General features: G+C 38.2%; 19 protein-coding genes and 1 pseudogene. 16 read left to right on the forward strand and 4 right to left on the reverse strand.

Annotated features, from left to right (window positions below):
- The first annotated feature begins 17 nt into the window (after nt 1-17).
- The 9 genes from nusG to BWD121_RS01850 all read left to right on the forward strand — a co-directional run bounded on the left by nusG (nt 18) and on the right by BWD121_RS01850 (nt 15,116).
- Nucleotides 18-548, forward strand: a complete 531-nt coding sequence (nusG, locus tag BWD121_RS01810; RefSeq protein ID WP_078663141.1) for a transcription termination/antitermination protein NusG — start codon at nt 18-20, stop codon at nt 546-548.
- Nucleotides 549-702: 154 nt separating this feature from the next.
- On the forward strand, nt 703-1,131 hold the full coding sequence (rplK, locus tag BWD121_RS01815; RefSeq protein WP_007477594.1) for a 50S ribosomal protein L11: 429 nt from the start codon (nt 703-705) through the stop codon (nt 1,129-1,131).
- A gap of 4 nt (nt 1,132-1,135) precedes the next feature.
- Nucleotides 1,136-1,834 (forward strand): 50S ribosomal protein L1, encoded by a 699-nt coding sequence (gene rplA, locus BWD121_RS01820; protein WP_078663142.1) that lies wholly within the window; start codon nt 1,136-1,138, stop codon nt 1,832-1,834.
- A 362-nt stretch (nt 1,835-2,196) separates the two neighbouring features.
- Entirely contained in the window at nt 2,197-2,715 is a 519-nt protein-coding gene (gene rplJ / locus BWD121_RS01825) for a 50S ribosomal protein L10 (protein WP_078663143.1), read from the forward strand.
- Nucleotides 2,716-2,819: 104 nt separating this feature from the next.
- Nucleotides 2,820-3,191 carry a 50S ribosomal protein L7/L12 gene (gene rplL, locus BWD121_RS01830; protein ID WP_078663144.1) on the forward strand — a complete coding sequence of 124 codons (372 nt, stop codon included), beginning with the start codon at nt 2,820-2,822 and terminating at the stop codon, nt 3,189-3,191.
- A 277-nt stretch (nt 3,192-3,468) separates the two neighbouring features.
- Complete coding sequence (gene rpoB, locus BWD121_RS01835) at nt 3,469-7,617, forward strand: DNA-directed RNA polymerase subunit beta (RefSeq protein ID WP_078663145.1); 4,149 nt, start codon at nt 3,469-3,471, stop codon at nt 7,615-7,617.
- A gap of 174 nt (nt 7,618-7,791) precedes the next feature.
- The gene (gene rpoC, locus BWD121_RS01840; RefSeq protein ID WP_078663146.1) at nt 7,792-12,003 is read left to right on the forward strand and encodes a DNA-directed RNA polymerase subunit beta'; all 4,212 of its coding nucleotides are present in this window, start codon (nt 7,792-7,794) and stop codon (nt 12,001-12,003) included.
- A gap of 684 nt (nt 12,004-12,687) precedes the next feature.
- Nucleotides 12,688-13,365: a nitroreductase gene (locus tag BWD121_RS01845; protein WP_078663147.1), complete on the forward strand. Its 678-nt coding sequence runs from the start codon at nt 12,688-12,690 to the stop codon at nt 13,363-13,365.
- Between the two features lie 353 nt (nt 13,366-13,718).
- A complete protein-coding gene (locus BWD121_RS01850) occupies nt 13,719-15,116 on the forward strand; it encodes an L-serine ammonia-lyase (protein ID WP_078663148.1) in 1,398 nt (465 codons plus the stop codon).
- 475 nt (nt 15,117-15,591) lie between these two features.
- Here BWD121_RS01850 and BWD121_RS01855 read toward each other — a convergent pair whose 3' ends face one another.
- The gene (locus BWD121_RS01855) at nt 15,592-15,870 is read right to left on the reverse strand and encodes a hypothetical protein (RefSeq protein WP_007477604.1); all 279 of its coding nucleotides are present in this window, start codon (nt 15,868-15,870) and stop codon (nt 15,592-15,594) included.
- A gap of 32 nt (nt 15,871-15,902) precedes the next feature.
- Nucleotides 15,903-17,252, reverse strand: a complete 1,350-nt coding sequence (locus BWD121_RS01860) for a D-alanyl-D-alanine carboxypeptidase (RefSeq protein ID WP_078663149.1) — start codon at nt 17,250-17,252, stop codon at nt 15,903-15,905.
- A gap of 233 nt (nt 17,253-17,485) precedes the next feature.
- On the opposite strand from BWD121_RS01860, the gene clpS reads away from it, so the two are divergent.
- Both clpS and clpA read left to right on the forward strand, forming a co-directional pair.
- Nucleotides 17,486-17,845 (forward strand): ATP-dependent Clp protease adapter ClpS, encoded by a 360-nt coding sequence (gene clpS, locus BWD121_RS01865; protein ID WP_143245242.1) that lies wholly within the window; start codon nt 17,486-17,488, stop codon nt 17,843-17,845.
- Nucleotides 17,846-17,858: 13 nt separating this feature from the next.
- Nucleotides 17,859-20,219: an ATP-dependent Clp protease ATP-binding subunit ClpA gene (gene clpA / locus BWD121_RS01870; RefSeq protein WP_078663151.1), complete on the forward strand. Its 2,361-nt coding sequence runs from the start codon at nt 17,859-17,861 to the stop codon at nt 20,217-20,219.
- Nucleotides 20,220-20,228: 9 nt separating this feature from the next.
- Here the strand turns inward: clpA and BWD121_RS01875 are convergent, their stop codons facing one another.
- Both BWD121_RS01875 and BWD121_RS01880 read right to left on the reverse strand, forming a co-directional pair.
- Complete coding sequence (locus BWD121_RS01875; RefSeq protein ID WP_078663152.1) at nt 20,229-20,651, reverse strand: HIT family protein; 423 nt, start codon at nt 20,649-20,651, stop codon at nt 20,229-20,231.
- Nucleotides 20,652-20,799: 148 nt separating this feature from the next.
- Entirely contained in the window at nt 20,800-21,261 is a 462-nt protein-coding gene (locus BWD121_RS01880) for a RidA family protein (RefSeq protein WP_078663153.1), read from the reverse strand.
- Between the two features lie 147 nt (nt 21,262-21,408).
- Between BWD121_RS01880 and BWD121_RS01885 the strand changes: the two genes are divergently transcribed.
- The 5 genes and pseudogenes from BWD121_RS01885 (at nt 21,409) to frr (ending at nt 25,668) form a co-directional block, all read left to right on the forward strand.
- Nucleotides 21,409-22,233, forward strand: coding sequence for a cell envelope integrity EipB family protein (locus BWD121_RS01885; protein WP_078664045.1), 825 nt, complete (start codon nt 21,409-21,411; stop codon nt 22,231-22,233).
- 163 nt (nt 22,234-22,396) lie between these two features.
- Nucleotides 22,397-23,172: pseudogene (rpsB, locus tag BWD121_RS01890) on the forward strand (30S ribosomal protein S2).
- A 106-nt stretch (nt 23,173-23,278) separates the two neighbouring features.
- Complete coding sequence (gene tsf / locus BWD121_RS01895; RefSeq protein ID WP_010703640.1) at nt 23,279-24,202, forward strand: translation elongation factor Ts; 924 nt, start codon at nt 23,279-23,281, stop codon at nt 24,200-24,202.
- A gap of 149 nt (nt 24,203-24,351) precedes the next feature.
- A complete protein-coding gene (gene pyrH / locus BWD121_RS01900; RefSeq protein ID WP_078663154.1) occupies nt 24,352-25,071 on the forward strand; it encodes a UMP kinase in 720 nt (239 codons plus the stop codon).
- 36 nt (nt 25,072-25,107) lie between these two features.
- The gene (gene frr / locus BWD121_RS01905) at nt 25,108-25,668 is read left to right on the forward strand and encodes a ribosome recycling factor (RefSeq protein ID WP_078663155.1); all 561 of its coding nucleotides are present in this window, start codon (nt 25,108-25,110) and stop codon (nt 25,666-25,668) included.
- The last annotated feature ends 332 nt before the right edge of the window (nt 25,669-26,000 follow it).

The raw sequence follows: 26,000 nt of genomic DNA on the forward strand, positions 1-26,000 counted from the left end.
TACAAGGAAGTGTGACTGTGGCTGCTCGTTGGTATATTGTTCAAGCGTATTCAAACTTTGAAAAAAAAGTAGCGGAAGCTATTGAAAAAGAAGCAAAACAAAAAGGGCTTGATCATTTTTTTGAAAAGATTTTTGTTCCAACTGAGCGTGTTGTTGAGGTTCGTCGGGGTCGTAGGGTCGATTCTGAGCGTAAATTTTTTCCGGGTTATGTTTTAGTCTGTGCTGAATTAACAGATGAGGTTTATCACCTCATTAAAAATACTCCTAAAGTAACAGGTTTTTTGGGTTCGGATGCACGGCCTGTTCCTATTTCTGATCGGGAGATTGAGCATATTCTTAAACAGGTGCAAGAAGGTGTTGAGTCTCCTAAGTCTTCCATTTTATTTGAGGTTGGTGAGCAGGTCCGGGTGGCTGATGGGCCTTTTGTTTCGTTTAATGGTATTGTTCAAGAGGTTGAAGAAGAGCGCTCTCGCCTTAAGGTTGAGGTGATAATTTTTGGGCGTCCTACGCCTGTTGATTTAGAATTTAGTCAGGTTGAAAAGCTCTGATTGAACTTAAAGTGATGTTTGGTCGCTTTAAAAATAATAGGTAGAAGGTGATTTTATGGTTTTTGCCGGCTTAATGATCCGAACTATCCAACTGCAGCGGGTATTCTGTGTGATAAATTGCCAGTTTACCAGTTTAAAATAAAGGCAGATTATTATGGCAAAAAAAAATGTAGGGCAGCTAAAATTGCAGGTTCCAGCGGGGGCGGCTAGTCCTTCTCCTCCAATTGGCCCCGCTCTTGGTCAGCGTGGTATCAATATTATGGAATTCTGTAAGGCATTTAATGCGGCTACGCAAGAAATGGAAAAGGGAGCTCCGATTCCAGTAATTATTACTTATTATCAAGATAAGTCTTTTACATTTTCTTTAAAAACTCCTCCTGTATCATTTTTCTTAAAGAAAGAGGCAAATTTGAAATCTGGTTCAAAAGAGCCTGGTAAGGTATCTGCAGGGACTATTTCTCGTGATAAAATTCACTTGATTGCAGAAGCAAAAATGAAAGATCTTAATGCAAATGACATTGAAGCGGCGATGCGTATGGTTGAAGGTTCTGCTCGCTCGATGGGTTTAGAAGTCGTAGGCTAATGTTATGGTAAAAGTAGCAAAGAGAATAAAAAAAATTCGTGAAGGTATTGATTTTGATAAACTCTATGCCTTAACAGACGCTGTTTCAATGGTTAAAGAGCGTGCGGTTGCTAAGTTCGATGAAACAATTGAGATTTCGATGAACTTAGGTGTTGATCCTCGTCATGCGGATCAAATGGTCAGAGGTGTTGCTCATTTACCTAATGGGACAGGAAGAAATATCCGTGTTGCTGTTTTTGCACGTGGTGATAAGGCTGAAGAAGCTAAGGCTGCTGGTGCTGATATTGTAGGCGCTGAAGATTTATTTGAGACTATTAATGCTGGGGTTATTAACTTTAATCGTTGTATTGCAACGCCGGATATGATGCCTCTTGTTGGTCGTCTTGGTAAAGTTCTTGGTCCGCGGAGTTTGATGCCAAATCCAAAGGTTGGTACTGTGACGCTTGATGTTGCTGCTGCTGTTAAAGCTTCTAAAGGCGGTGCTGTTGAGTTTCGTGTTGAAAAAGCTGGTATTGTGCATGCTGGTATTGGTAAGGCTTCTTTTGGGGTTGATCAAATCGTGGAAAATATTAAAGCTTTCGCTGATACAGTTACTAAAGCTAAGCCGCAAGGTGCAAAAGGTGAATATATTAAGCGAGTTGCAGTTTCTTCAACAATGGGGGTTGGAGTTAAGATTGATCCTGCAACAGTTTGTGCAGAGTAGGTTGAACAAACTTATGGTTTTACTGTAAGTAATTATTGCAGTTTTTGGTTGTCGGGTTCATTCGGCATCCAGTTATCTAAGCTTTTTTAAAGCTTAGGTCATACCGGAAGAAATTCCGGGATGTCCTGTCCGAGATTGTGGGTGATACTTTGGGTATCTTAATCGAAAGAAAGCCTGCATGAGACTAGGGTAAAAGCTTTAAGTTAGGAGACTTAAAGGGTTTGAGCCAAGGTTGCCTTTGATCGTTTATGCGTGAAAAGGGGGCAGGATCCTCATCGGTAGCATAGAAGAATGATTTTATGTTATCAAAGGTAACCAACAGGTTTGTTTTAAATAATAGGCCTGTTAAATGGAGAGAAACAGTGAATAGAGCGGAAAAACGCGAATTTGTCACGTGGCTTAACGAGGCTTTTCAAAAGTCTGGTTCTGTCATTGTTGCGCATTATTCTGGTTTAACGGTTTCGCAGATGAACGATCTTCGTTCAAAGATGAGCGAAGCAGGTGGTGCTGTTAAAGTTGCCAAAAACCGCCTTGCCAAAATTGCCCTTCAAGGCACGGATTCTGAATCAATGAGAGATTTGTTTATTGGGCAGACGCTTATTGCTTATTCAGAAGATCCGATTGCAGCACCGAAAGTTGCTGTTGATTTTGCAAAAACAAATGAGCAATTTGTCATCCTTGGTGGTTCAATGGGTGCAACAAGTTTGAGTGTTGATGCTGTGAAATCATTAGCTTCGTTGCCTTCATTGAACGAATTGCGGGCAAAGCTTGTAGGTATGATTTCCACTCCTGCAACTCGTGTTGCTCAGGTTGTCAATGCTCCTGCGAGTCAAGTTGCACGTGTTGTTGGTGCATATGCTCAGGAGGGCCAAGCGGCTTAGTACTGTTTTGTATTTCACAATTGCAGAAAGATTTTAATGCTTTTCTGTTTTTGGAGATAAATTTTAAACAATGATTCAAACCTTTTAATTGAAGGAATTTAAAAATGGCTGATCTAACAAAGATCGTAGAAGATCTTTCTAACCTTACTGTTTTAGAGGCTGCTGAGCTTTCAAAATTACTTGAGGAAAAATGGGGTGTATCCGCTGCTGCTCCTGTGGCGGTTGCTGCTGTTAGTGGTGCAGCTGCTCCAGCTGCTGAAGAAAAGACAGATTTTGATGTTATTCTTGTTGATGGTGGAGCTCAAAAAATTAATGTCATTAAAGAAGTTCGTGCTCTTACTGGTCTTGGTCTTAAGGAAGCAAAGGACTTGGTTGAAGGAGCGCCTAAGCCTATTAAAGAAGGTGTTTCGAAGGACGAGGCAGAAAAAATTAAAACTCAGCTCGAAGCAGCAGGTGCTAAGGTTGAGCTTAAGTAATTTTAATTATGTCGGTGGACGTTTATGTCCATCGACTTCCTCTTTTTAGGGAAAAGGCTTGATTGATATAGCTTTTTTCTGACAGTTTAGTAGCTGTAAGAAGGGTGGGTTTAATCTGTGAGAGCTTTGGTAACAGAACTAAATAAATATTTGGTTATGTATATGAAAGTAAGCGGTGCTCACAAGGTATCAAATAAACTGGTCTGTATATGCAGGCTAATGGTATGGAGCTTTCAAGGTTTAGTCTGCCTTGAATAGTAAAGATCGAGGAACGATGATGGCTCAGACCCTAGCGATGATGTCTCAATTCAATGGTCGTAAGCGCGTACGCAAGTTTTTTGGTAAGATTCCTGAAGTGGCAGAAATGCCGAATCTTATTGAGGTCCAAAAAGCATCATATGATCAATTTCTCATGATTGAGGAGCCAGAAGGTGGACGTCCAGATGAAGGCTTGCAAGCTGTTTTTAAATCAGTATTTCCTATTTCGGATTTTTCTGGTACAGCTATGCTTGAATTTGTTCGTTACGAATTTGATTTGCCAAAATTTGATGTTGAAGAGTGTCGTCAGCGTGATTTGACTTACGCAGCTCCATTAAAGGTAATATTGCGTTTAATTGTATTTGATATTGATGAAGATACAGGTTCGAAAGATATCAAAGATATTAAAGAGCAGGGCGTTTATATGGGCGATATGCCTTTAATGACGAGTAATGGTACTTTTGTCATTAACGGTACAGAGCGTGTTATTGTTTCACAAATGCATCGTTCTCCAGGGGTGTTTTTTGATCATGATAAGGGGAAATCGCATTCATCAGGAAAATTACTTTTTGCGGCTCGTGTAATTCCTTATCGTGGTTCTTGGCTTGATATTGAGTTTGACGCTAAAGATATTATTTATGCCCGTATTGATCGGCGGCGTAAGATTCCGGTTACGAGCCTTTTGATGGCGTTGGGTATGGATGCGTCAGATATTTTATCAACGTTTTATAATAAAATTACTTATGAGCGGGTTGAAAATGGTTGGCGTGTTCCTTATTCAATTGATCGCTTTAAGGGGATGAAGCTGGTTTCTGATCTTGTTGATGCAGATAGTGGTGAGGTGGTTGCTGAAGCGGGTAAAAAGCTTACAGTTCGTACTGCAAAACTTTTGGCAGAAAAAGGTCTGAAAGCGATTAGAGTCAGTGAAGATGATTTGTTAGGATCTTATCTAGCGGAAGATATTGTTAATTATCAAACAGGTGAGATTTATCTTGAAGCTGGTGATGAAATTGACGACAAAGCATTGAAGATTTTGTTTGATATTAATGCTGATCAAATTGATGTTCTTGATATTGATCACATGAATGTTGGTGCGTATATCCGCAATACTTTAAAGGTGGATAAAAATGAAAGTCGGCAAGACGCGCTGTTTGATATTTATCGGGTAATGCGTCCAGGTGAGCCTCCAACGATAGATACGGCAGAAGCTATGTTTCTTTCGTTGTTTTTTGATCCTGAGCGATATGATCTTTCAGCTGTTGGTCGTGTTAAAATGAATTTGCGTATGGGTCTTGATTGCCCTGATACAGTTCGTATCCTGCGTCAGGAGGATATTCTTGGCGTTGTTAAGATGTTAGTTGAATTACGCGATGGTCATGGTGAGATTGATGATATTGATAATCTCGGCAATCGTCGTGTTCGATCAGTTGGGGAGTTAATGGAAAATCAGTATCGGATTGGCTTGCTTCGTATGGAGCGCGCAATAAAAGAGCGTATGTCATCCGTGGAAATTGATACTGTTATGCCGCAGGATTTGATTAACGCAAAGCCAGCAGCAGCAGCGGTTCGTGAATTTTTTGGATCTTCGCAATTATCGCAGTTTATGGATCAAACTAACCCCTTGTCAGAGATTACCCATAAGCGTCGTCTTTCTGCTCTTGGGCCAGGTGGTTTAACACGTGAGCGTGCAGGTTTTGAGGTACGTGACGTGCATCCTACGCATTATGGTCGTATTTGTCCAATTGAAACACCAGAAGGTCCCAATATTGGTCTTATTAATTCTTTAGCAACATTTGCACGAGTTAATAAATATGGCTTTATTGAAAGTCCATATCGCAAAATTATTGACGGTAAAGTAACACCAGAGGTGATTTACCTTTCTGCAATGGAAGAATCAAAACATTATGTAGCTCAGGCTAATTCTTCATTAGATTCAGAAGGACGTTTTACGGAAGAGTTTGTAGTTTGCCGTCATGCAGGTGAAGTTTTGATGGCTCCACGTGATCATGTGGATTTGATGGATGTTTCACCAAAACAGTTAGTTTCAGTAGCTGCTGCTCTTATTCCATTTTTGGAAAATGATGACGCAAACCGTGCGTTGATGGGTTCAAATATGCAGCGTCAAGCGGTTCCGCTTATACGCGCTGAAGCACCATTTGTCGGTACAGGTATGGAATCGATAGTTGCTCGTGATTCTGGTGCTGCTATTGGCGCAAAACGTGGTGGTATTGTTGATCAGGTTGATGCAACGCGTATTGTTATTCGCGCAACAGAGGATTTGGATCCTTCAAAATCTGGTGTTGATATTTATCGTTTGCAAAAATTTCAGCGTTCCAATCAGTCGACTTGTATTAATCAACGTCCTCTCGTACATGTTGGTGATCGGGTAGAAAAAGGTGATATCATTGCTGATGGTCCATCAACTAATCTTGGTGATTTAGCTCTTGGACGAAATGTTCTTGTAGCATTTATGCCTTGGAATGGTTACAATTATGAAGATTCCATTCTGCTTTCTGAACGTATTGTTGCTGATGATGTATTCACGTCGATTCATATTGAAGAATTTGAAGTTGCTGCACGCGATACTAAACTGGGGCCAGAAGAAATTACCCGTGATATTCCTAATGTTGCAGAGGAGGCATTAAGGAATCTTGATGAGGCTGGTATTGTTTATATTGGTGCTGAGGTTCAGCCTGGTGATATTTTAGTTGGTAAAATTACACCAAAAGGTGAAAGTCCAATGACGCCGGAAGAAAAACTTTTGCGTGCGATTTTTGGTGAAAAAGCTTCAGATGTCCGTGATACCTCTATGCGGATGCCTCCGGGGACTTTTGGTACTGTTGTTGAAGTACGTGTTTTTAATCGTCATGGTGTGGAGAAAGATGAGCGTGCAATGGCGATTGAACGTGAGGAGATCGAGCGTTTAGCCAAAGATCGTGATGATGAGCAGTCGATTCTTGATCGAAATGTTTATGCGCGTCTTGCAGATATGTTGAAAGATAAAGTTGCAATAGAAGGTCCGAAAGGGTTTTCAAAAGGCAAGAAGCTTGATAGCGCAATAATGGATTCTTATCCACGATCGCAATGGTGGCAATTTGCTGTTGATGATGAAAAGATTCAAAATGAAATTGAAGCTTTACGTAAGCAGTATGATGAATCAAAAGAAACGTTGCAACGTTGCTTTATGGATAAGGTTGAAAAAGTTCAACGGGGCGACGAGATGCCTCCTGGTGTCATGAAAATGGTAAAGGTTTTTGTGGCTGTAAAGCGCAAAATCCAACCAGGAGATAAAATGGCAGGGCGCCATGGTAATAAAGGTGTTGTATCGCGCATTCTTCCTGTAGAGGATATGCCTTTTCTTGAAGATGGAACGCATGCTGATATCGTGTTAAACCCTCTGGGTGTGCCTAGTCGTATGAATGTTGGTCAAATTCTTGAAACACATCTTGGTTGGGCGTGTGCAGGGATGGGTAAAAAAATTGGTGATTTAGTTGAGCTTTATCAAGGGACGGGGGATATACTTCCTTTACGTCAGTGTATTGAGAATCTCATTCCTGATAATGACCGTAATGAGCCAGTGCGTCAGTATAATAATGAAAGTCTTTTTAAATTAGCGCTTCAGATGAAAGAAGGTGTTTCAATTGCAACGCCTGTTTTTGATGGTGCTCATGAAGCTGATATCAACATGATGTTGGAAGATGCAGGTTTGGATAGTTCAGGACAGGTGACGCTTTACGATGGTCGTACAGGGGAGCCTTTTGATCGTCCGGTGACGGTAGGTTATATTTACATGCTTAAATTGCATCATCTTGTTGATGATAAAATTCATGCACGTTCAATTGGGCCTTATTCGCTTGTTACTCAGCAACCATTAGGTGGTAAAGCACAATTTGGTGGTCAGCGTTTTGGAGAAATGGAAGTGTGGGCTCTTGAAGCTTATGGTGCTGCGTACACTTTACAAGAGATGTTGACAGTTAAATCAGATGATGTGGCTGGTCGAACAAAAGTTTATGAGGCGATTGTTCGTGGTGATGATACATTTGAGGCAGGTATACCTGAAAGCTTTAATGTGTTGGTAAAAGAAATGCGTTCACTTGGTCTTAATGTAGAACTTGATGATGCACGTGGACTTGTAGCGCATCAGGCGTTACCTGATGCAACAGAATGATAAATTGAGAGCGCACAAAAAACAGTGCGCTCTAATTGCCTTGAAAGACTGTAATAAAAAATTCTATTAAGGTAGCAAAAGCTGATTTTAAAAGTAGAAGTAGGTTTTAAATAAGACTGTGATAAAAGAAAAAGCCATCGCAGTGGATTCTAAAAATCTTTGAAGGAGAACAGCATGAGCCACGAGGTCATGAATCTTTTCAATCCTCAGGTACCAACGCAGACATTTGACTCTATTCGTATTTCAATTGCGAGTCCTGAGAAGATTCTGTCCTGGTCATATGGCGAGATCAAAAAGCCAGAGACTATTAATTATCGGACGTTTAAGCCAGAGCGTGATGGTCTTTTTTGTGCGCGTATATTTGGTCCTATTAAAGACTATGAATGTCTATGTGGCAAATATAAACGTATGAAATATAAAGGCATTATCTGTGAAAAGTGTGGTGTAGAAGTTACTCTTTCGCGTGTACGCCGTGAACGCATGGGGCATATTGAACTTGCAGCACCAGTCGCTCATATTTGGTTCCTTAAGTCATTACCAGGTCGTATTTCTACTCTTTTAGACTTAACTTTAAAGGATATCGAAAGAATTCTTTATTTTGAAAATTATATTGTTACCGAACCAGGTCTGACGTCGCTCAAAATGCACCAGCTTCTTTCCGAAGAAGAGTATATGTTGGCTATTGACGAATTTGGAGAGGACCAATTTACTGCTATGATTGGTGCAGAAGCTATTTATGAGCTTCTTGCTGTAATGGAGTTGGATAAAATAGCGAATGATTTACGCGTTGAATTGGCTGAAACAACTTCGGAATTAAAACAAAAAAAACTGATTAAACGGCTCAAGATTGTTGAAAGCTTCCTTGAATCCGGTAATAAACCGGAATGGATGATTATGAAAACGATTCCGGTGATTCCGCCAGATTTACGTCCATTGGTTCCGCTTGATGGTGGTCGTTTTGCAACATCGGATTTAAATGATCTTTATCGACGTGTTATAAATCGTAACAATCGTTTAAAACGACTGATTGAGTTGCGTGCTCCTGGAATTATTGTACGCAATGAAAAACGTATGGTACAAGAAGCGGTTGATGCATTATTTGATAATGGTCGCCGTGGACGCGTGATTACTGGGGCAAATAAACGTCCATTAAAGTCACTTTCAGATATGCTAAAAGGTAAGCAAGGACGTTTCCGTCAAAACTTACTTGGAAAGCGTGTTGATTATTCAGGTCGTTCGGTTATTGTGACAGGACCTGAATTAAAATTGCATCAATGTGGTCTTCCCAAAAAAATGGCTCTCGAATTGTTTAAGCCATTCATTTATGCACGCCTTGATGCAAAGGGCTATTCATCGACTGTAAAACAAGCAAAAAAGCTTGTTGAAAAAGAACATCCGGAAGTTTGGGATATTTTAGATGAAGTTATTCGTGAACATCCTGTTTTGTTAAATCGTGCGCCAACGCTTCATCGTCTAGGGATTCAAGCTTTTGAGCCTGTTTTGATTGAAGGGAAGGCGATACAACTTCATCCATTGGTGTGTACGGCTTTTAACGCGGATTTTGATGGCGATCAAATGGCAGTGCACGTTCCTCTTTCACTTGAAGCTCAGCTTGAAGCTCGTGTTTTAATGATGTCGACTAATAATATTCTACATCCAGCCAATGGTGCGCCAATTATTGTTCCATCACAAGATATGGTTCTTGGTCTTTATTATCTTTCAATTGTTTCTGACAAAGAACCAGGTGAAGGGATGGCATTTGCTGATATGGGTGAGCTGTATCATGCACTGGAAAACAAAGTTGTGACACTTCATACAAAGATTAAAGGCCGTTTTAAAAATATAGATGAAAATGGTAAAGAGGTTGCCAAGCTTTACGAGACAACGCCCGGTCGTTTGATTATTGGCGAGCTTTTACCTAAAAATCCAAATATCTCATTTGATATTGTTAATCAGGAAATGACTAAAAAGAACATTTCTAAAATAATTGATCAAGTTTATAGGTATTGTGGACAAAAAGAAACGGTTATTTTCTGTGATCGTATTATGCAACTTGGTTTTTCTCATGCTTGTCGTGCTGGTATTTCCTTTGGTAAAGATGATATGGTTATCCCTGATAGCAAGTCGCGTTTGGTTGCAGAAACGGAAGCTTTGGCCAAGGAATATGAGCAACAATATAATGATGGTTTGATTACACAGGGTGAAAAATATAACAAAGTTGTAGATGCTTGGGGTAAATGTACTGATCGTATTGCAGATGAAATGATGAAGCGTATTCAGGCTGTTGCATTTGATCCCAAAACAGGTTCTCAGCGGCAGATGAATTCAATCTACATGATGTCGCATTCGGGTGCGCGTGGTTCTGCTAATCAGATGAGGCAATTAGCTGGTATGCGCGGATTAATGGCAAAACCATCCGGTGAAATTATTGAAACACCTATTATTTCTAATTTTAAAGAGGGTTTAACTGTTAACGAGTACTTTAACTCGACCCATGGTGCTCGTAAAGGGCTTGCTGATACTGCATTAAAGACTGCTAACTCTGGTTATCTCACACGGCGTCTTGTTGATGTTGCGCAGGATGCTATTATTTCAGCAGTTGATTGTGGTACTATAAAAGGTCTTACTATGCAGCCAATCGTTGATGCAGGACAGATTGTTGCATCGCTTGGTCAGAGAATCCTTGGTCGTACAGCACTTTTTGATATTTTGCACCCAGTTTCTGGTGAAGTTATTCTTCAGGGAGGTGCGATGATTGAGGAGGCTGATGTTGCTAAAATTGAAGAAGCTGGAATTCAGTCTGTTCAGATTCGTTCTGCTTTGACTTGTGAAACGCGTCTTGGTGTTTGTGCTAAATGTTATGGTCGTGATTTGGCACGTGGAACACCAGTCAATCAAGGTGAAGCAGTTGGTGTGATTGCGGCTCAGTCAATTGGTGAACCAGGAACACAGCTTACCATGCGTACATTCCACTTAGGGGGAACGGCGCAGGTTGTTGATTCATCTTATTTTGAAGCGTCTTATGAAGGTACAGTAGAACTGCGTAATCGTAATGTAGTTCGCAATTCTGAAGGCCATTTGGTGGTTATGGGGCGCAATATGGCTGTTATTGTCAAGGATGAGACTGGTAAAGAGCGTGTTGTGCATCGTATTAGCTATGGTTCACGCATTTTTGTTGATGATGGTGATGTTGTTAAACGTGGACAACGTATAGCAGAGTGGGATCCTTATACACGCCCAATTCTTACTGAAGTTGATGGCTATATAGGTTTCGAAGATATGATTGATGGTTTATCAGTAACTGAAACAGCTGATGAATCTACGGGGATTACGAAGCGTTTGGTGATTGATTGGCGTGCTAATCCACGCAGTGCTGAGCTAAAACCAGCAATTATCATCCACGCAGATAAGAAGGGTGAGCATATTGCTAAATTGCACAAAGGGGGGGAAGCTCGTTACATGATGTCAGTGGATACTATCCTTTCTGTTGAGCTTGGTTCTTACGTTAAGGCGGGTGATGTTATTGCGCGTTTGCCAATGGAAAGTGCTAAGACCAAAGATATTACGGGTGGTTTGCCACGTGTGGCTGAACTTTTCGAAGCGCGGCGTCCGAAAGATCACGCTATCATCGCTGAAGTTAGTGGTACAGTTCGATTTGGTCGTGGTTATAAAAATAAACGCCGTATTATTATTGAACCAAATGATGCAAATCTTGAGCCCGTAGAATATTTAATTCCGAAGGGTAAGCTATTTCATTTACAAGAAGGTGATCAGATTGAAAAAGGTGATTATATTCTTGATGGCAACCCAGCGCCTCATGATATTTTAGCAATTAAGGGTGTTGAAGCTTTGGCGTCTTACCTTGTTAATGAGATTCAAGAAGTTTATCGTTTACAGGGTGTTTTGATTAATGATAAGCACATTGAAGTGATCGTTCGTCAGATGTTGCAAAAAGTTGAAATTACAGAATCTGGAGATTCTGGTTATATTCCAGGTGACAATGTTGATCGTATTGAGTTAGATGAAATCAATGATAATTTAATTGCGGAAGGTAAAAAGCCTGCATCTGGTAATCCTATACTTCTTGGGATTACGAAAGCATCTCTTCAAACACCATCCTTTATTTCAGCGGCGTCATTTCAGGAGACAACTCGGGTACTTACTGAAGCAGCAGTTTCTGGAAAGATTGATACTTTGCAAGGACTGAAGGAGAATGTTATTGTTGGCCGGCTTATTCCTGCAGGTACAGGTGGTACAATCGCTCAAATTCGTCATATTGCCACGATTCGTGATGATTTGATTGTAGATGAACAGCGTAAATCTAGTCATAGTGAAGAAAATAAAGCTATGTTGACGGATATGACGGCTAATGCTGCTGTTGAATAATTTTGATTAATATATACCAAGGAGTAATAGGGAAATGCCTGAATTTTATTCAGGCATTTTTTTGGTTTTGAAATATAGAAATGGCAGATTATTCCTAATAAATATAACTGTAAAATTATAAGCAATTATAGTTTTGTTTTATTTTTACATTTATTGATAATGATTGATATCAGCAATGCTTATTGTTTAGCTGTAAAGTTTTAATTATTGTGCAACCAAATGAAAATTCATATCGACTGATATTTTCTATAAAAAATTATAGAAGGGGTAAAGAGCGACAGATTGTTTCAAATGATCTAAAATGTTGATTTTAGTGGGGTGTTACGGAAGTAATTTGTTAGATCCAATTCTGTATTATCTTTTTCCAAAGAGGTGTTAGGGTTGTATTCTGATGGAAGGGTTAAAAGTTAAAGCCAGCAAAAAAATAAAATGTGCTATTACTGCATAAGAATTTATAGGTTTTTGCGAGTTGATATAGTGGAAAAATATGTGAAACATAACTTAAATCTTAGCTTAGGTAATATTATGCTAATTAAAGTCGTGACGTTTGAGAACTCAAATTTTTGGAAGCGAATGTGTTTTATTTAATTACATTGCATTGTTTTTTCTTATGCCATAGAAATTTTCTCTATTAAACAGCAATGGTATTTCAGTTTATTTTCTTGTAAGGGAAAAGTAAAAACAATGGCTAATTCTACTTTTGATATTTTTCAATCTATTTTATCACGGAAGTCAATTAGAGCTTTTACTAATCAACCTGTTGAGCAGGAAACAATCAAGGAAATTTTAAAGCTCGCAGCGCGAGCACCATCAGGAGCAAATCTTCAGCCTTGGCAAGTAATTGTTATAACAGGGGATATGTTGCAGAAAGTAGGGGAAGAACTTTCACAGCTTGTGCTATCAGGTGTAAAAGGAGAGCGTGAATATCATTATTACCCTCGTCAATGGCGAGAGCCTTATCTTTCACGGCGTCGAAAAGTTGGTTTAGATCTTTATAAAAGTCTTGGAATCCAGAAAGGTGAACAGGAAAAAATGCTTCGCCAACATGCGCGCAATTTTTCATTTTTTGGCGCACCTGTTGGACTCTTGTTTACAATGGATCAAGATATGGAAATTGGTAGTTGGCTTGATTTAGGTATGTTTATGCAGACAATTATGTTAACAGCGCGTGGATTTGGATTAGACACATGTCCTCAAGCGGCTTTTGCTGATTACCATAAGCAAATTTGTACACTTTTATCAGTGTCTTCTGAGCAACGTCTTATATGTGGTATGGCACTTGGTTATCGCGATGCAAATGCTCCAGAAAACAATTTTGAAACTGAACGCGAACCGATTGAAAATTTTGTACGTTTTGTTTAATTTATGCTAATAAAATATTCTTGTGTATTGGATGGTTAATTTTAAAATTTGAGGTATTATAAAGAATATCTCAATGCAATTTATAACCTCCATTTTATTTTAACATTGCATGTTAACATTTGTTTTACTAAACTCATTACGCTAAAATAGCGGTATTTTGGATAACCAATTAATTCCTCAAAGGTTGAAGATGGAAGATAGTATAGAAAAAAATTGTTGGGTGGTAGCAAGACGCGCGACATTGGTATTTATTGCTGTCATTTTTTTAGCTTATCTTACAATTTGATTTTAAATGAGACAAAAATAATAAAAAAACTTATACTCAGAATCTGCATTTTATTCTGGGGTAAGTGATGTTTCTATCTGTTTTTGAACTTTTTAAAATTGGTATTGGCCCTTCTAGTTCTCATACAATGGGGCCTATGACAGCTGCTAATATGTTTTTGCAAGAAATTATTGCAAAGGGTTTAGCTTGTTCATCTCATATGAGAGTTTCTCATATTCGTGTTTATCTTTACGGTTCGTTGGCTTTTACTGGTGTTGGTCACGCTACAGATAAAGCTATTATATTAGGGTTGTTGGGAGAAAAAGTGTCTACTGTTGATCCTAATAGTATGGAGATGCTTGTAGAAAAAGTTAAACATGAAAAAAAGGTGCAACCAATCGGCCACCCTGCTTATCATTTTGATTTGCAGAATGATCTTATTTTTGAGCAAAAAAAAGTTTTATCTGGGCATGCTAATGGTCTTGCATTTGAAGGGCTTGATTCTGATGAAAATATCCTCTTACGGCGGGTTTATTATTCTATCGGTGGCGGTTTTGTGGTAACCGAAGATGAATTAAATGATGCGAATTATAATACAAAATTAGAAACATTTCAGGTGCCGTATCCTTTTGACTCAGCGAGTGAAATGTTGCTAATGGCTGAAAATTCAGGCCTTTCAATTGCTGAAATGAAGCGCAGCAATGAAGAAACAAAAATGGAGCGTGCTGCTTTTGATGCTGCACTCGATAAGATTTGTTCAGCTATGTCAAATTGCATTGATAGAGGGCTTGCACAAGAAGGTGAGTTACCGGGTGGGTTGCGTATTCCAAGACGTGCTAAAAAACTGTATAAAGAGCTTTTGGAAGATCATAAAGAAAATCGTAACCATTCACTTTGGATTAATGATTGGCTTTCTGTATACGCTATAGCAGTAAATGAAGAAAATGCAGCAGGTGGCCGTATTGTCACCGCACCAACGAATGGTGCAGCTGGTGTTGTACCTTCTGTTTTACGTTGTTATCTGCAATTTAATAATAGTTCCAATCGGGAAGGGGTGCATAATTTTTTATTAACGGCAGCAGCTATTGGCGGTATCATTAAACATAATGCTTCTATCTCTGGTGCAGAAGTTGGTTGTCAGGGTGAAGTGGGGACAGCATCTTCAATGGCAGCTGCAGGATTAACAGCAGCATTGGGTGGTACGCCCGCTCAAATTGAAAACGCTGCTGAAATTGCTCTTGAACATCATTTGGGAATGACATGTGATCCAGTTGCGGGCCTTGTACAGGTTCCATGTATTGAACGCAACGCTATGGGTGCTGTTAAGGCTGTAACAGCTTCTTCTCTTGCTTTACATGGTAATGGAGCACATTTTGTTTCTCTTGATGCTTGTATTGAAACAATGCGTCAAACAGGCCATGATATGAGTGAGCGCTATAAAGAGACAAGTAAAGGCGGCCTTGCACGCAATGTTACATCATGTTAAGCTTAAATAAAGATACGTCATTTGATAAAATTATCAGGTTATTTACGCATCAAGAAACGCATTACTTTCTTAAGAGTGCTTTATGTAGTGTAAGAAGGTGGTTTTGATAAGGAAATGTTGTTTAAGTAAAATAAGCAAATGATCGGAAGAATTTCTTTTTAGTAAATCATTAGTATCAATATTCAGTGTTGCTATTATCGTTTCATAGAAATTGCCTTTTTGCTATAACAAAGGTGTAAGCAATATACCGTTTAATGTTAAATTGTGCATTAATATTAATAGTTTTGGCTTTTCGCATTTTTTAAGAACAGTGTTATTTAAACACCATAAATGTAAATAATAAAAATAGAAATTCATGCTGGAAGCTCTATGAATTTAAGATAAAAAACCTACGCTCTTAAACTTCTTTAAAATCTCACATAGTGAATAAATATTTTATTATCAATCAAGTATTTCTTATAAGAAATAACTGAAATTAAGTATTGGTTGCCCCTAAACGGAGTTTGACAGGTATATTTCCTGTGCGGCTTGCAACTCGTAAATGAATACGTACAGGAGGCGTAGCTAAACGACGATTCCGATTTGTTTGACAAATAAGAAGACTAACAAGAGAATGTGTGTTTGGCACCATTGGGGTATGCTTTAAATTGGCAAGTTTAGTTGCAGCATCGTGAAGAGAACGTAATGAGAGGAGAGACGATTGTTTTGACTGCTTTCCCTTTTCAAGAGATGGGGAAATAACATTATGTGTCATGGTACTGTCCTTAATACAGAATTCAAAAACTTTTAATAGATTACAGTATAGCAGTTAAAATTTGCTTTCTTTAATGTAGAACAAGCATCGTGCGCAGCTTTTTTTGATTGAAATCCACCAAATCGAGCACGATAATAACGGTGCCCGCTTTTTTCAAACAGTTGCATGTGTGCAGATGTATGTTTTAAAGCTGGATAAGCTGTATTTTTTGCTTTTGAAAGCAGAGTGTTTGCCTGTTCTTTACTGGGAAGAGAACCAATTTGAATGGCCCATCCACCAGTTGTAGATAAAGAAGCAGTAATGATTTTATCTATTTCCCCAGATGTAGTTTTGTGAGGATTAGGAGTTGGTATAATCACCTGATTTACAGCAGCTATAGCTGTATTTAATTCATTAGGTTGTGCTGCAAGTGCTGTTAGAAGTGCAGAGACATCATCATCTAAATCAGTTAGATTTGTTTTAGCGACAGGTATAGGGGTGGCTACTCCGGTAGGTAAATTATGAGACACTGCAGCTACTAAATATCCATTTGTTTTCTTACGACTTGCTCTTGGCAAATATAGGTTCAACAAATTAGTCATGTGAATATCACGCTCTGTAGATGATTTTCCTCCCATGACTACGGCAACAATAGAGCGTCCTTCAATATGCATTGATGTGGCTAAATTAGAACCTGACATTTGTGTATAGCCTGTTTTAATTCCGTCAACGCCTTTTATTGTTTTTACTAATTTATTATGGTTGTTAATTGTTTTGCCACGAAAAGAGAAACTTGTTGTTTTAAACAGTTTATACTGCTCGGGAAAATGTTTGCGCAAAGCTAATGCCAAAGTAGCCATATCTTTTGCTGTAGAATAATTACGTGCATCTGGAAGACCTGAAGCATTTGCAAAACGAGTATTTGTCATACCAAGTTTACGGGCTTTCACTGTCATCATTCGAGCAAATTTTGGTTCATTACCGCCAAGATATTCACCTACAGCAGTAGCAACATCATTTGCTGATTTAGTAATAAGAGCTTTAGCAGCTTCTTCTACAGAAATTGTTTGACCTGCTTTAAAGCCTATTTTCGTTGGTGGACGTGCAGCTGCGTAAGCTGAGATAGGGATGGGCGTGTTTGGTGTTACGCGACGTACTTCCATAGCTTCAAAGAGCATGTACAACGTCATCATTTTTGTTAAAGAGGCAGGATAACGTTTTAAAGTTGCATTGGCTTGAAATAAGGTCTTTCCTGTGTGTGCATCTATAACAATAGCCGCATATTTATCGGGGTAAGCTTCTTTAGGAGTAGCTTTTGCTGAAGAATAGGAAATAGCTAAAATAATAAAAGCAATTGCTATTCCTTTGTAGAAAGGTGCAATTTTTCGCCAGTTAATGTACACGTGTAATACCTTATTTATGCCAAATAATCGCATCAAGATCTTTCTTGTTACAGTTAGTTTGACACAATTTAGATGAATGGTGTTACTAATTTATTTATAAAATCATTTTGTACGTCTCTCTATTTGACTTAAATTTGATCATAAAAGAAAATTTATTCTTCATATACTCAAATTTTGTAATGGTTATGAGAGGATTTTAAATTAATAAAAAGCATACTACATGGAAAATGATAATGATATTAACTGAAAAAACCACACTTCATACTATGCAAAATGAAAAGTGCAAGGGCTGGAGTGAAGATAAATATGATACTATTATTATACCTCAGATTAAGTCAAAATTTCAAAAGCCTAAATTATACCGTGTTCTTTTGCTAAATGATGATTACACACCTATGGATTTTGTTGTTTTTATTTTGGAGAGTTTTTTTAAAAAAAGTTTTGAGGAAGCAACTCGTATTATGTTAAATGTTCATCAAAATGGGGTAGGTGAATGCGGTATTTATACCTATGAAGTGGCTGAAATGAAAGTTGTGCAAGTTATGGAGTGTGCACGTCAAAATGAACATCCATTACAATGTGTAATGGAATAGAAGAGAGAGGGTTATGCCGTCTTTTACGCCCAGTCTTGAAGAAGTTTTGCATCGTGCATTAACAATTGCTACTCAAGCGCAGCATGAATACGCAACATTAGAGCATCTTTTACTTGCTTTGTTAGATGATGCTGATGCAAGTTCAGTGATTCATGCTTGTCAGGTAGATTTGGAAGAGTTACGGGAGCGTTTGATTAATTATATCCAATCGGAATTGGATGTACAAATTAAAACCGATAAGGATACAAAACCAACAGCATTTTTTCAGCGTGTTATTCAACGTGCAGTAATTCATGCTCAATCAGCAGGAAAAGATGAAGTATCGGGGGCAAATGTTCTTGTTGCGATTTTTTCTGAACGTGAAAGTCATGCAGCATATTTTCTTCAAGAAATGGGAATGACGCGTTATGATGCTGTGCGTTTTATTTCACACGGTATTATGCGTGATAATGAGTTGTCCCTATTACTTGAAGATCTTGAAGAGCAGTTAGATCAACATGTTTTGGAAAACAATGACAAAGTGGCCAGTGCGCTTGCTACTTATTGTGTTAATTTAAATTGTAAAGCACGCAGTGGAAAAATTGATTTGTTAATTGGTCGTGACGTGGAAATTTCACGAATGATGCAAGTTTTATGTCGAAGGTCAAAAAATAATCCACTGTTGGTTGGCGAACCTGGTGTGGGAAAAACGGCTATAGTTGAGGGATTGGCTAAACGCATCGTTGATGAAAAGGTGCCCGAAGTTTTATTAAATGCAACAATATTTTCTCTTGATATGGGGGGGCTTGTTGCTGGAACACGCTATCGTGGTGATTTTGAAGAACGATTAAAGCAAGTTGTTAAAGAATTAGAACAATATCCTGGTGCTATTTTATTTATTGATGAAATTCATACACTGATTGGGGCAGGAGCTACATCTGGGGGGCATATGGATGCAGCAAATCTTTTAAAACCTGCATTATCTTCAGGTATGATTCGATGTATTGGTTCAACAACTTATAAGGAATATAGAAAAATTTTTGAACTTGATCGAGCTTTGACGCGTCGTTTTCAGAAAATTAATGTTAATGAGCCATCTGTCGCTGATGCAATTAAGATTTTGCAAGGATTGAAGCCTTATTTTGAAGAATTTCACCAAATTAAATATACCGATGCAGCAATGATAGCATCAGTAGAATTATCCTCACGTTATATGGCTGACCGCCGATTGCCGGATAAAGCAATTGATGTTATTGATGAAAGTGGTGCTGCGCAGATGCTTTTGCCAAAGAAGCAAAGAAGAAAGAGCGTTGGTGTTAAAGAAATTGAATCTACAATTGCAGCTATGGCAAGGATTCCACCAAAAACAGTTTCTAATAATGATCGCAAAATCCTTGAAAATCTTGAAAAAGAGCTCAAACATGTTGTTTATGGGCAAGATCAGGCGATTGGAATACTTGTATCGTCCATTAAGTTAGCACGAGCGGGATTACGTGAATCAGAAAAGCCGATAGGAAGTTATTTATTTTCAGGACCAACAGGTGTTGGAAAAACTGAAGTTGCAAAACAACTGGCATCTTCTTTGGGAATTGAGTTGTTGCGTTTTGATATGTCAGAATATATGGAACGGCATACAGTAGCACGTTTGATAGGAGCTCCTCCAGGTTATGTAGGGTTTGATCAGGGTGGTCTTCTCACAGATGCTGTTGATCAGAATCCTCATGCGGTTGTGTTGTTAGATGAGATTGAAAAGGCTCATCCAGAATTATTTAATATTTTATTGCAGGTGATGGATTATGGTAAATTAACAGACCATAATGGTAGAAAAATTGATTTCCGCAATATCATTTTAATTATGACAACCAATGCTGGTGCTTCGGATATGGCAAAGTTTGCTGTGGGATTTGGTAAAATACATCGTGATGATGATGATATAGAAGCTATCAATAAATTATTTACACCAGAATTTCGTAATCGGTTAGATGCTATCGTTCCATTTGCACCTTTATCTCGACTAGTAATCAATCAAATTGTGCAGAAGTTTATTTTTCAACTTGAAGCACAATTAATTGATAGAGGAATCGCTTTTGAACTCAGTGAATCTGCAATGGTATGGCTTGCTCATAAAGGGTATGATGCTCAAATGGGAGCACGTCCGTTGAGTCGCGTCATACAAGAACATATTAAAAAGCCATTAGCTGATGAAATTTTATTTGGGAAGTTACGCACTGGTGGCATAGTTCGCGTATTTACGCACAAGTTAAATAATGGTAGAGAAAAACTAGAATTAGAAATTTTATCTTCTGACCTTTCTGTTGGCTCAAATGATAGCAAAGCTCATAAGAGCTTATTGAATTCTGCAAAATATATAAGAAAAAAGAGCTCTACAACTTAAAACCAATTTTTAAAGAACTGATCGGATTTTTTGTGCATGTTCTTTGAGTATTTCTGTAGGCGTTATGACATTATTATGGGGTTTAAGTTCTACTCCTTCCATTCGTGGTATAATATGGAAATGAAGATGGAAAACGGTTTGTTGACTGGCTGCTTCATTAAATTGCATGACTGTTACACCATCCGCTTGAAAGGCTTTTTTAACGGCATTAGCAATTTTTTGAACAACTTTAATGACTGGAAACAATATTTCCATATCTGCATCTAATAAATTTCTACAGCTTTTTCGGGGAATAACCAGTGTGTGCCCTGGAGCTTGGGGCATGATGTCCATAAATGCAATAACATCATTATCTTCGTAGACACGAACGGAAGGAATTTCGTTACGAATCAATTTAGCAAAAATATTGTTATCGTCATATACTTGTTTCATAAAGCATTTTCTTTCAGTAGTATTTATCTAGAAATAGAATTAATTCACACTGTTTTTTAAAGACTAAAAATGTAAACTCTTTGAGAATATAAACTCAAGGCAATTTATAATATTCTATTTTGCGCAGATGTTGACATTTATGAAAGAGCTAGATTTCTATAATAGCTTCTACTTCTACAGGAACATTCATAGGCAGAGCGCAGACCCCGACAGCAGAACGGGCGTGTTTACCTGCGTCACCAAGAATATTAACAAGTAGATCAGAAGCTCCATTAGCAACAAGGGGTATATCGGTAAAATTAGGATCTGCTACAACAAAGACGGTAATTTTTATTACGCGTTTTATTTTACTTAAATCACCAAGCGCTAATTTTATTTGTGCAAGGATATTGAGAGCACATACTTCTGCAGACTTTTTTGCTTGTTCAGCACTGACAGTTGCGCCAACTTTTCCGATTGCTACTGGTTTTCCACAAGACAGTGGTAGCTGGCCAGAAATGAAAAGTTGATTACCAATTTGTGATGTTGTTATGTAATTTGCAATGGGTTGTATTGCTTCAGGAATAACAATACCAAATTTTTTTAAACGACTTTCAATTGAGTTGGTCATATTTTAACTTCCATATTTTCTATGATATAGCGATATAATGTGTCTCATAAACTATTTTCTAGTTTAAAGAAATGTATTGAAATGATTTAAGGGGAGGTTTTTTGTTTTTATATGATTGTGTGCAGAATAAAAAATTGGAAGTCAAAAATAATCAAGCCATTATTTATGATAGGTTTATACAATGTTCTCCTATGTTCCGCAGGAGCTGAAAAACCTATTTTTTTGGTGCCTCATCGAGCTATTTACGATTTTCAACTTGAAAGTATTTCTAATGAAATGTCGATCTTAGGAGTTTCTGGGCGGATGGTTTATGAGCTTACAGGCTCAGCATGTCATGGTTATACCACAAAGTCTCGCTTTGTGAACCGTATTTATATGAAAGATGCACCGATACGTTTAACGGATCAACAAATAACGAGTTATGAAACAGGTAATGGTCATGAATTTCATTTTAATGTTCAAAATAAGATTGGAGAAGACGTTTCAGATAATATCGAAGGGGTAGCTGAGCGCACTAAAGATGGAATTATAGTTAAATTAAAAAAACCAAAGGAGGATGTCTATAAACTTGCAACAGCTGAATTTCCAATTATGCAATTGAAAACTATTATTCAACAGGCAAAAGCAGCTCGTCATTTTTATCACACAGCTGTATTTGATGGAACAGACAATGCAAATGAAGTGATAAAAGAAAGTATAGTTATTGGAGACAAAAAGAAGCTAATATCTGATTCTGAAACAAAAAAATTGGGAAAATTAAGTGAGGAGAGCCATTGGCCTGTTACAATTTCTTATTTTGATGATACAAAAAATAAAGATGGTTTACCTCTTTATCGTACCAGCTTTCTTTTATATGAAAACGCTATTATGCGAGACTTGCTCATAGATTATGGGGATTTTTCGATACGCGCAAAATTGAAAAATTTTGAACTACTCGATCTTGAAAAGAATTCTGATACTTGCAATCATTAAATAAATGATATGCAGAAAATGACTTGAAAAAAAATCAAATATTAGTATGATATTTTTATCCCACACGCGAAATTCGGGTACTTATAGAAAAAGCTATCAAGTGTCCACCGGTAGTAAGTTTTTTTACTTTTTTCGCGGAGGTTAAACCGGAAAGGATAAAATTGTGACATTACCAGACTTTACTATGCGCCAGCTTTTAGAAGCAGGTGTACACTTTGGTCACCAGACACAGCGCTGGAATCCAAAAATGGCTCCCTATATTTACGGTCAGCGTAATAATATTCATATTATTGATCTCGCTCAGACTGTTCCTCTTTTGTATCAAGCGCTTAAACTTGTTTCGGATACGGTTGCGCAGGGGGGGCGTGTTTTATTTGTTGGTACTAAACGACAGGCGTCTGATATTATCGCTGATGCAGCTAGTCGATCGGCTCAATATTATGTTAACGCGCGTTGGCTTGGCGGTATGCTGACAAATTGGAAAACAATTTCTAATTCAATACATCGTTTGCGTAAACTTGATAAAATTCTAACTGCTGAAGCGCAGGGCTTTACTAAAAAGAACGGTTAAATCTTGAGCGTGATCGTGAGAAATTGAATCGTGCACTGGGCGGTATCAAGGATATGGGGTCTGTTCCAGATCTTATGTTTATTATTGATACAAATAAGGAAAATATTGCCATTCAAGAAGCAAAGCGTTTGAATGTTCCTGTAATTGCTATTGTTGATACAAATTGTGATCCTGATGGTATTGATTATCCAATTCCAGGTAATGATGATGCTTCGCGTGCGATTTTTCTTTACTGTGATCTTGTTGCACGTGCGGCTCTTGATGGTATTGCTCGTCAACAAGGTGCAATGAATATTGATGTAGGAGCTCAGGCTGATGTACCTGTGGAGCCTACTTTGGAAGATGCGGTTTCGGTTGTGGAATCATGATTTAAAAACGCCTGTTGAGGTATTTATTTTCTAAGGGAAAGGTTATGAGCGTGCAGAGGGGTTTCGTCTATGCGCGCTTTTGCCTTTATAGGATGAAGAGGCTAAAATGAGCATTACTGCTTTACAAGTAAAAGAACTTCGCGAATTATCAGGGGCTGGTATGATGGATTGCAAAACAGCTCTGGCGGAAACTAATGGTGATATGGAAGCTGCGGTTGATTGGCTTCGTAAAAAGGGGATAGCCAAAGCAGATAAAAAAGCTGGACGTACGGCGGCTGAAGGGTTGATTGGTGCAGTATCGAAAGGTTTAAGTGCTGTTTTGGTTGAAGTAAATTCTGAGACAGATTTTGTCGCGCGCAATGATGCTTTTCAGGAAATTGTGCGTAATGTAGCGGTTGCTGCTTTGGATACACAGGGTAGTGTTGAATCTGTATCTGCGTCTATTTATCCAGGCTCTGAAAAAACTATAGATGCAACAATTAAAGACGCAATCGGTACAATTGGTGAAAATATGACATTGCGTCGTTCGGCTAAATTGTCTGTTAAAGATGGTGTTGTTGCTACTTATATTCATAATAGTGTGGCTGATGGTCTTGGCAAACTTGGGGTTATCGTTGCTATTGAAACTTCTGGAGATAAAGATGCTGCTGTTGCTTTTGGTCGTCAGGTTGCAATGCATATTGCTGCAACCAATCCATTGGCGTTAACTGCAAAGGACGTTGATGCTAGTGCTGTTGAGCGTGAAAAAGCAATTTTTTCAGATCAAGCACGTCAATCTGGAAAGCCTGAAAATATTATCGAAAAAATGGTAGAAGGGCGTATGCGTAAATTTTACGAAGAGGTTGTTTTGCTTTCTCAAGCCTTTGTTATGAATCCTGATGTTACTGTTGAGGCTGCTTTAAAGGATGCTGAAAAATCAATTGGGGCACCAGCAACGATCACTGGTTTTATTCGTTTTGCATTAGGTGATGGTGTGGAAAAAGAAGAAACCGATTTTGCTGCGGAAGTTGCGGCTGCAGCAAAGAGCTAATTGTTTTTTTGTAAAATTGTTGGGCGGAAGCCTAAAATTTATACCATTAATATGAAAAAGTATAGCTAATTTAAAGGGCATCACGTGACAAGGTGGTGCCCTTAGTGTATCGAAAGTAGAAAATAAATGTGCTCTTTAGGAGATCATAGATGACGTTAGCTCTTCGATATAAACGTATTCTATTAAAAGTGTCTGGTGAAGCACTTATGGGGGGGCAAAGTTTTGGAATTGATGTTTCAGTTGCAGATCGTATTGCTTCCGATATTGCTGAAGTACGGGCAATGGATGTGGAAGTCGCTATTGTTATAGGTGGTGGCAATATTTTTCGTGGGGTTGCTGTTGCTTCACGGGGTGGGGATCGTGTAACTGGCGATCATATGGGAATGCTTGCCACAGCTATTAATTCTTTAGCGTTACGAACATCATTAACGAAATTGGGGGTTGAGACGGTTGTACTGTCTGCGGTTGCGATGCCGCAAATTTGTGAAAGTTTTTCGCAGCGTAAAGCAATAAGTTATATGAATCAGGGGAAAGTTGTTATTTTTGCTGGTGGTACAGGTAATCCATTTTTTACGACTGATTCTGCTGCTACTTTGCGTGCGGCAGAAATTGGAGCAGATGTCTTATTGAAAGGAACGCAAGTGGACGGCATTTATTCTGCTGATCCAAAGATAGACCCTACGGCTAAGCGTTTTGATCAATTAACACATGTTGAGATTTTACAATGGGGGTTATCTGTTATGGATACGACAGCGGTAACTTTAGCGCGTGAAAATAATGTACCGATTATTGTTTTTTCTATTCATGAAAAAGGTGGTTTGATTAAGGTATTGAATGGAACGGGTCGATTTACAATAGTATCGGAATAAAATAATTTTCAAGGCGTAATTAAAGGAGACAGAGATATGAATGTTACATCGATGATGGATGATCTGAAACGGCGAATGGATGGTGCAGTTTCAGCTTTTAAACACGAATTGAGTGGTTTGCGAACTGGGCGAGCTTCAGCCAGTTTATTAGAGCCATTAACAGTTGAAGCTTATGGTTCTACTGTACCTATACAACAGGTTGCTAATATTTCTGTTCCAGAGCCGCGTATGCTTTCAGTTTCTGTATGGGATAAAACGATGGTAGGGGCTGTGGAGCGCGCTATTCGCGATTCTGGTCTTGGTTTCAATCCCATTACAGATGGTATGAATTTGCGTATTCCTATACCTGAATTAAATGAAGAACGCCGTAAGGAATTAGTAAAAATTGCACATCAATATGCAGAGCAAGCTCGTGTTGCTACTCGTCATGTTCGTCGTGATGGTATGGATAATTTGAAAAAATTAGAAAAGGAAGGTGAGATTAGCCAAGATGAATCCCGTAATTTATCTGAAAAAGTTCAAAAACTTACAGATGAAACCATTACAGATATCGATAAGATTTTGGGTGTGAAAGAAGCAGATATTATGCAAGTTTAATTTATTTTGTTAAAAAATAATGTCATATCTGCATTATATTGTCATTGTTATGAATGGAAAAGAATTAATAGGCACGTATAACAATTAACTTTGATAACAAGACATCAAAAATAGACGTTCTTTATTTGTTGTATTGTATACTCTGCAAGAAGGGTAGGTTTGAAATGGTTGATAGTTTTTGTGTTTTTATCTGAAAATTAAATAGGATCATTTGTTACTAACTAAATTCTCAATGAGATTATTAAAGATTTTTATTAAGTGTGATCTTATTGATTTGCATAATAAGAAATATTCGTATTTATATTATGGGTAATCGATTAAGTTTTTTATAA

The organism is Bartonella sp. WD12.1 (assembly GCF_002022415.1).
Taxonomy (GTDB): domain Bacteria; phylum Pseudomonadota; class Alphaproteobacteria; order Rhizobiales; family Rhizobiaceae; genus Bartonella.

What these genes read in the sequence shown, in the direction of transcription:
- rplK (WP_007477594.1), top strand. Translation starts at nt 703, where the DNA reads ATGGCAAAAAAAAATGTAGGGCAGCTAAAATTGCAGGTTCCAGCGGGG.
- rplA (WP_078663142.1), top strand. Translation starts at nt 1,136, where the DNA reads ATGGTAAAAGTAGCAAAGAGAATAAAAAAAATTCGTGAAGGTATTGAT.
- rplL (WP_078663144.1), top strand. Translation starts at nt 2,820, where the DNA reads ATGGCTGATCTAACAAAGATCGTAGAAGATCTTTCTAACCTTACTGTT.
- rpoB (WP_078663145.1), top strand. Translation starts at nt 3,469, where the DNA reads ATGGCTCAGACCCTAGCGATGATGTCTCAATTCAATGGTCGTAAGCGC.
- rpoC (WP_078663146.1), top strand. Translation starts at nt 7,792, where the DNA reads ATGAGCCACGAGGTCATGAATCTTTTCAATCCTCAGGTACCAACGCAG.
- BWD121_RS01845 (WP_078663147.1), top strand. Translation starts at nt 12,688, where the DNA reads ATGGCTAATTCTACTTTTGATATTTTTCAATCTATTTTATCACGGAAG.
- BWD121_RS01850 (WP_078663148.1), top strand. Translation starts at nt 13,719, where the DNA reads ATGTTTCTATCTGTTTTTGAACTTTTTAAAATTGGTATTGGCCCTTCT.
- BWD121_RS01855 (WP_007477604.1), bottom strand. Translation starts at nt 15,870, where the DNA reads ATGACACATAATGTTATTTCCCCATCTCTTGAAAAGGGAAAGCAGTCA.
- clpS (WP_143245242.1), top strand. Translation starts at nt 17,486, where the DNA reads ATGATATTAACTGAAAAAACCACACTTCATACTATGCAAAATGAAAAG.
- clpA (WP_078663151.1), top strand. Translation starts at nt 17,859, where the DNA reads ATGCCGTCTTTTACGCCCAGTCTTGAAGAAGTTTTGCATCGTGCATTA.
- BWD121_RS01875 (WP_078663152.1), bottom strand. Translation starts at nt 20,651, where the DNA reads ATGAAACAAGTATATGACGATAACAATATTTTTGCTAAATTGATTCGT.
- BWD121_RS01880 (WP_078663153.1), bottom strand. Translation starts at nt 21,261, where the DNA reads ATGACCAACTCAATTGAAAGTCGTTTAAAAAAATTTGGTATTGTTATT.
- tsf (WP_010703640.1), top strand. Translation starts at nt 23,279, where the DNA reads ATGAGCATTACTGCTTTACAAGTAAAAGAACTTCGCGAATTATCAGGG.
- pyrH (WP_078663154.1), top strand. Translation starts at nt 24,352, where the DNA reads ATGACGTTAGCTCTTCGATATAAACGTATTCTATTAAAAGTGTCTGGT.
- frr (WP_078663155.1), top strand. Translation starts at nt 25,108, where the DNA reads ATGAATGTTACATCGATGATGGATGATCTGAAACGGCGAATGGATGGT.